This is a genomic window from Pseudomonas danubii, assembly GCF_042980055.1.
Taxonomy (GTDB): Bacteria; Pseudomonadota; Gammaproteobacteria; order Pseudomonadales; family Pseudomonadaceae; genus Aquipseudomonas; species Aquipseudomonas danubii.
In genome coordinates, this window is record NZ_CP116502.1 from 2,051,095 (window position 1) to 2,057,500 (window position 6,406).

The 6,406-nt window shown below is 62.1% G+C and carries 6 protein-coding genes (1 of these 6 cut by a window edge); 2 read left to right on the plus strand and 4 right to left on the minus strand.

Features of this window, described 5'->3' with window-relative positions; genetic code table 11:
• Positions 1 to 2 precede the first annotated feature (2 nt).
• From PFZ56_RS09515 to PFZ56_RS09530, 4 genes are all read right to left on the minus strand, one after another.
• On the minus strand, positions 3 to 1,568 hold the full coding sequence (locus PFZ56_RS09515; protein WP_170001538.1) for an ABC transporter ATP-binding protein: 1,566 nt from the start codon (positions 1,566 to 1,568) through the stop codon (positions 3 to 5).
• 532 nt (positions 1,569 to 2,100) lie between these two features.
• Positions 2,101 to 2,682, minus strand: coding sequence for a YigZ family protein (locus PFZ56_RS09520; RefSeq protein ID WP_102881906.1), 582 nt, complete (start codon positions 2,680 to 2,682; stop codon positions 2,101 to 2,103).
• A 5-nt stretch (positions 2,683 to 2,687) separates the two neighbouring features.
• A complete protein-coding gene (locus tag PFZ56_RS09525; RefSeq protein ID WP_102863047.1) occupies positions 2,688 to 3,356 on the minus strand; it encodes a TetR/AcrR family transcriptional regulator in 669 nt (222 codons plus the stop codon).
• A 366-nt stretch (positions 3,357 to 3,722) separates the two neighbouring features.
• A complete protein-coding gene (locus PFZ56_RS09530; protein WP_102863048.1) occupies positions 3,723 to 4,643 on the minus strand; it encodes a LysR family transcriptional regulator in 921 nt (306 codons plus the stop codon).
• Between the two features lie 124 nt (positions 4,644 to 4,767).
• Here PFZ56_RS09530 and PFZ56_RS09535 point away from each other — a divergent pair, with 124 nt between their 5' ends.
• On the plus strand, positions 4,768 to 6,117 hold the full coding sequence (locus tag PFZ56_RS09535) for an aspartate aminotransferase family protein (protein ID WP_102881904.1): 1,350 nt from the start codon (positions 4,768 to 4,770) through the stop codon (positions 6,115 to 6,117).
• 74 nt (positions 6,118 to 6,191) lie between these two features.
• A protein-coding gene (locus PFZ56_RS09540) for a CoA-acylating methylmalonate-semialdehyde dehydrogenase (RefSeq protein ID WP_102863050.1) crosses the window boundary here: on the plus strand, positions 6,192 to 6,406 show its start. 1,279 nt of this gene lie beyond the right edge of the window; 215 of the gene's 1,494 nt are visible here — the first part of the coding sequence; its start codon is at positions 6,192 to 6,194; the stop codon falls past the right edge of the window.

Here is a 6,406-nt window from a genome sequence, read left to right on the forward strand (position 1 = left end):
CGTTAAACCGCCGGGGCGGGGGTAGAAGGGACGGCTTCGAAGTGGCCGGCCATCCAGGCGCCGACTTCGACCAATGAGGTGTCGGCGCAGGCTTTGGGCGTCGAGAGACGACCGCCGCACAGGGCGGCAATGCGATCGCTGATCTGCAGCAGTTCATCCAGGTCTTCGGAGATCACCAGGATCGCCGCGCCGGCATCGCGCAGGGCGATCAGTGCCCGGTGAATGGTGGCAGCGGCACCCACGTCGACGCCCCAGGTCGGGTGCGCGGCGATCAGCAAGCGCGGTTGCTGGAGGATCTCGCGGCCGAGGATGAATTTCTGCAGATTGCCGCCGGACAGGCTGCGGGCCGGGCTCTGGGCATCACCGGTCTTGACCCCGAAGCGCTGGATTATTTTCTCGGCCAGGGCGCGGACCTTGGCTCTTTGAATCAGGCCATTGCGGACCAGTCCCTGTTGAAAGGCGCTGAGCAGCGCGTTGTCTTCCAGGCTCAGTTCCGGCACGGCACCTTGCCCCAGGCGTTCGGCGGGGACGAAGGCCAGCCCCTTTCGGCGTCTTGCATCGGGGTAGAGATGGCCGACGGCCTGGCCGGCCAGGCAGATGCGTTGGGCCTCACCGGGAGCCAGGCGTTGCTCGCCGCTGAGCAGGGCCAGCAGTTCGTCCTGGCCATTGCCGGCGACCCCGGCGATGCCGACGATTTCGCCACTGCGCAGGCTCAGGTCGATGGCCTTGAGGGAGCAGCCGAAGGGATCGGGGTTGTGCCAGCTCAACTCGCGGATGTGCAGGAATTCGGTAGCGCCGCTGACCTTGGGGTAGTCGGCGAGCAGGGCCGCCGTGTCACCCACCATCAGTCGCGCCAGTTCCTGGTTCGAGCATTCGGCCGGCCGACAGTGACCGGCCACCCGGCCGCCCCGCAGTACTGTGGCGCTGTGGCACAGCGCGCGGACTTCGGCGAGCTTGTGGCTGATGAACAGGATGCTGCAGCCCTCGGCCGCCAGCCGGCGCAGGGTGATGAACAGTTCTTCGGCCTCTTGCGGGGTCAGCACTGAGGTGGGTTCGTCGAGAATCAACAGGCGGATGTCCTGCATCAGGCAGCGCACGATCTCCACTCGCTGGCGCTCGCCGATGGACAGGCTGTGCACCAGGCGCTGGGGTTCCAGGGCCATGCCGTAGCGCTGGGACACTTCGCGGATCTTGCCTTCCAGCTGGCCCGGCGTGCCGGCCGCCGCGCCCATGGCCAGGGCGATGTTTTGCGCGACGCTGAGGGTTTCGAACAATGAGAAATGCTGGAACACCATGCCGATTCCCAGGCCGCGAGCCTGGGCCGGGCTGCTGATGAGCTGACGCCGGCCTTGCCAGATCAACTCCCCCGAGTCGGCCTGGATCACCCCGTAGATGATCTTCATCAAGGTGCTTTTGCCGGCGCCGTTCTCGCCGAGCAGGGCCTGGATTTCACCTGGGGCGATGCTCAGGTCGATGGCGTCGTTGGCCAGGCAACCGGGATAGCGCTTGCTGATCTGGCGCAGTTGCAGGCGCGGAGTTTGTGCGATGGGCACAGCGGAATTTGGCATGACGGGCTCAGGGGATTGGAGTTGTTGCTGTGGATAAAGCAATTTCCTGGCCAGTAGGTCAGGAAAGCTCAGGCGCCGCCCTGGAGTGCCCCTTGAACTGTCGGAGAAGGCGGATACCGGGCACCACTTCGGGGCAAAGTGTTTGAAAGGGCTCTGTTTTTGTCCGCGGCAAACTGCGCAAAAAATGACCAGTGGCCTGCAGGCCCTGTGCCGTCAGCGGCTGGAGCAGCCTTGCACGGGTTATCCACAGCTTGCTCCACAGTATTTGTGTGCAAGCCTGGAACTTGGGCATAAGCCCGGCAGCCTTGCCTTCCAACCGCGATAAACCACTCTAACTTGCTGTTTTACGTTGCAAAAAAAGTCCACTGGAGGAACTTTGGGCAAAAAATGAACAAAGCCCGCAAAGCCACGTTACAGAAGGGTTACAGCGCTATGTGCTCAGGTTATCCACAGTCGGGTGCACAGCAGATGTGGGCAACTGCGGGAGGCTCTGCCGGGTTATGCACAAGGTGCTCGGGCCGGGTTGGTGCGCTCAGCGCTGCAAGAGGATGCGTCCGCGGCTGAGGTCGGCCAACTGCTGTTGCAGGGTATCGATCTGCTCTTCGCCCAGGGCCAGTTGCAACTCCACGCCATGGGCGGTGAAGTCTTCCTGGACCAGTAGTCCGCCCAGCTCGGCGATCCGCAACTTGACCAGGGCCAGCTCGCTGAAACTGCAGGCGCAGCGCAGCGGTATGCGGTTGACCAGGGCGATGCGTTCGGCGCCTTGCAGGCATTTGTTGGCACCGCCGCCGTAGGCCCGGGCCAGGCCACCAGTGCCCAGCTGGATGCCGCCGTACCAGCGGATCACCAGCACGGCTACCTGATCGCAATCCTGGGCCTCGATGGCCGCGAGGATCGGCCGTCCGGCGGTGCCGCCGGGTTCGCCGTCGTCGTTGCTGCGGTACTGATCGGCCAGCTTCCACGCCCAGCAATTGTGGGAGGCGTTGAGGTCACTGTATTGCTGGATGAAGGCTTGGGCCTCGACCGCGCTGGTGATGGGCGCGGCAAAGGTGATGAAGCGGCTTTTGCGAATCTCTTCGCGGTACTCGCAAAGGCCGGCCAGGGTAAAGGGCATGAGCGTCAGTCTTTCTGGGCGGGAGTCAGGCCACAGCCTTTGAGGATGATACGGATCAGGTTGGTGCCGGCCTCTTCGAAATCCTGCTTGGTCAGGCGGCTGCGGCCGGTGACGCGGCAGATCTGGGTGGCGAAGTCGGCGTAGTGCTGGGTGCTGCCCCAGAGCAGGAAGATCAGGTGCACCGGGTCAACCGGGTCCATCTTGCCGGCGTCGATCCAGGCCTGGAACACATTGGCCCGGCCTTGGAACCAGGCGCGGTAGTCCTGGCTGAAGTATTCGCTCAGGCATTCGCCGCCACTGATGATTTCCATGGCGAAGATCCGCGAGGCCTGTGGCTGGCGACGGGAAAATTCCATCTTGGCGCGGATGTAGCGGGTCAGGGCCTCCGCCGGGTCATCCTCGGCGGTGAGGGTGTTGAAGGTGCTGTCCCAGAGTTCGAGGATGTTGCTCAGCACCGCGATGTACAGCCCCAGCTTGTTGGTGAAATAGTAGTGCAGGTTGGCTTTGGGCAGGCCGGCCTTCTGCGCGATGGTGTTCATGCTGGTGCCTTTGAAGCCGTGACGGGCGAACTCGTCCTCGGCGGCCTGGATGATGGCCTCTTCATTCTTCTGTCGAATGCGGCTGGCGGGTTTGCCTGGGTGAGGAGTGCTGTGGGCGGGGACTTCAAAGGTCATGGAGGTTTCCGAGCAAGTCTGTGGGTGCAACCTGTGCGTTGATAGCGCACCCAGGTTGATCAGACAAGCCTTGGCGCGACAAAAGCTTCAGCGGGCCTTCAGACTGTGATTTTCCGGCGCCGGATTTATGTCGTTTGGCAGGCTTTTACCTTCCGGCAGCAGGCGCATCAGCAGGGCTGCCAGGGGTTGCGGCGGTCGTTGAGTCCATGGATCAGTTCACGGCTGCGGGAAGCATCTGGCTGCAGGGCGTGGAGCTCGGGCTGAAGGTTCTAGGTGCCGAGGTCTTTGCAAAAAAGCGGTCCAGGTGCTCAGGCCATTTTGTCTGGTTGTCGATGCGGCCATGCGAGTACGGGGCTTTGCCGGTTTTTAGCGGGTCGCCGCCAGGCTCTCCAGGAAGCTTTCCAGCACCAGGTGGGGGCGCCGGCCCTTGCGTGTGACCGATGCCAGGCTCAGGTCATAGAAGCGCGACTTGGGCTTGAGCGCGCGCAACCGGCCCTGCTGCACCCAGAGGGTGGCGTAGTGGTCAGGGAGGTAGCCGATATAGCGTCCGGTGAGGATCAGGAAGGCCATGCCTTCGCGGTCGGATGCGCTGGCGGTGCAGTTCAATGCTTGATAGTGGGCCTGGATTTCCGCGGGCAGGCGGAAGGTCGGGGCAATGGCGTCCTGATCGTTGAGACGCTGATCGTCCAGTTGCTTGTCGTCCACGTAGAACAGGGGATGGCCCACCGCGCAGTACAGCAACGAACGTTCGTCATACAGCGGCTGATACTCCAATCCAGACAGGGCGCTGGCCTGGGGCACCACGCCGACGTGCAGGCGACCGTCGAGTACCCCTTGCTCGACTTCGTTGGGGGCGATCATGCGGATCTGGATCTGCACGTCCGGGCCGCGCTCCTTCAATTGCGCCAGGGCGTGGGTGATGCGCATGTGGGGCAGGGTCACCAGGTTGTCGGTGAGGCCGATGATCAACTCGCCCCGCAGGTGGCGGTGCAGGCCGTTGACCTCGGTGCGGAAGCTCTCCAGGGCGCTGAGCAGTTGCAGGCTCGACTGATAGACCTCGCGGCCTTCTTCGGTGAGGGAAAAGCCGGCGCGTCCGCGTTGGCACAGGCGCAGGCCGACCCGTTGCTCCAGATCACTCATCTGTTGGCTGATGGCCGAGCGGCCAATGCCGAGCACGGTCTCTGCGGCGGAGAAACCACCGCATTCCACAACGCTGCGAAAGATCCGCAGCAGGCGGATATCAAAGTCGCTGACTTGCGCCAGCGGGTCGGCGCGACGGCTGCTCATAGTTTAGTGGATGCCAGACTGAAGGTTATTAAAGTTGGATTTCACCGACTTTATAGCCGTGGCAACTTAGTCGCAACAACGCTTTTATTCCTACGCCGCTTCATTGCCTTGCGAGGTTTTGCTCATGAACATGCCGGAAACCGCGATTCCATCTTTGGCCAGTCAGCTCAAGCTTGACGCTCACTGGATGCCCTACACCGCCAATCGCAACTTCCAACGCGACCCGCGCCTGATCGTCGGCGCCGAAGGCAGCTGGCTGGTGGATGACAAGGGTCGCAAGGTCTATGACTCGCTGTCCGGTCTGTGGACTTGCGGCGCCGGTCACTCGCGCAAAGAGATCCAGGAAGCGGTATCCAAGCAACTGGGCACCCTGGATTACTCCCCAGGCTTCCAATACGGTCACCCGCTGTCGTTTCAACTGGCGGAAAAAATCACCGACCTGACTCCGGGCAACCTGAACCACGTGTTCTTCACCGACTCCGGCTCCGAGTGCGCTGATACCGCAGTGAAGATGGTGCGTGCCTACTGGCGCCTGAAAGGCCAGTCGACCAAGACCAAGATGATCGGCCGTGCCCGTGGCTATCACGGTGTGAACATCGCCGGCACCAGCCTGGGCGGGGTCAACGGCAACCGTAAACTGTTCGGCCAGGCAATGATGGATGTGGACCACCTGCCGCACACTCTGCTGGCCAGTAACGCGTTTTCCCGTGGCATGCCGGAGCAGGGCGGTATTGCCCTGGCCGATGAGCTGCTGAAGCTGATCGAACTGCACGATGCTTCCAATATCGCTGCGGTCTTCGTCGAGCCGATGGCTGGCTCGGCTGGCGTACTGGTGCCGCCACAGGGTTATCTCAAGCGTCTGCGGGAAATCTGTGATCAGCACAACATCCTGCTGGTGTTCGACGAAGTGATCACAGGCTTCGGTCGTACGGGTGCGATGTTTGGCGCCGACAGCTTCGGCGTAACCCCGGATCTGATGTGTGTGGCCAAGCAGGTCACCAACGGCGCCATTCCCATGGGCGCGGTGATTGCCAGCTCCGAGATCTATCAGACCTTCATGAACCAGGCGACGCCTGAGTACGCAGTGGAATTCCCCCACGGCTACACCTATTCGGCGCACCCGGTGGCGTGCGCTGCGGGTCTGGCGGCACTGGATCTGCTGCAGAAGGAAAACCTGGTGCAGAGCGTGGCTGAAGTTGCTCCGCATTTCGAGAATGCGCTGCACGGCATCAAGGGCGCGAAGAACGTGATCGACATCCGTAACTTCGGCCTGGCCGGTGCGATCCAGATCGCGCACAGGGACGGTGATGCGATCGTGCGTCCATTCGAGGCCGGCATGGCCTTGTGGAAAGCCGGTTTCTACGTGCGCTTCGGCGGCGACACCCTGCAGTTCGGCCCAACCTTTAATAGCAAGCCACAAGACCTCGATCGTCTGTTCGATGCGGTTGGCGAAGTGCTGAACAAGCTCGACTGATTCGATCCTTCTTATATAGAGGCAGGCATGAAGCGTTTCGTGCCTGCGCCTTCCCCCTTTTCAGGAGTCCCCGCATGAGTTTGATTCAACACCTGATCCACGGCGAACTGGTCAGCGACAACGGTCGTAGCAGCGACGTATTCAACCCTTCCACTGGCAAGGCGATTCATAAAGTGCCGTTGGCCAGCCGTGAAACCATCCAGCAAGCCATTGACTCTGCCAAATCCGCGTTCCCGGCCTGGCGTAATACGCCACCGGCCAAGCGCGCCCAGGTGATGTTTCGCTTCAA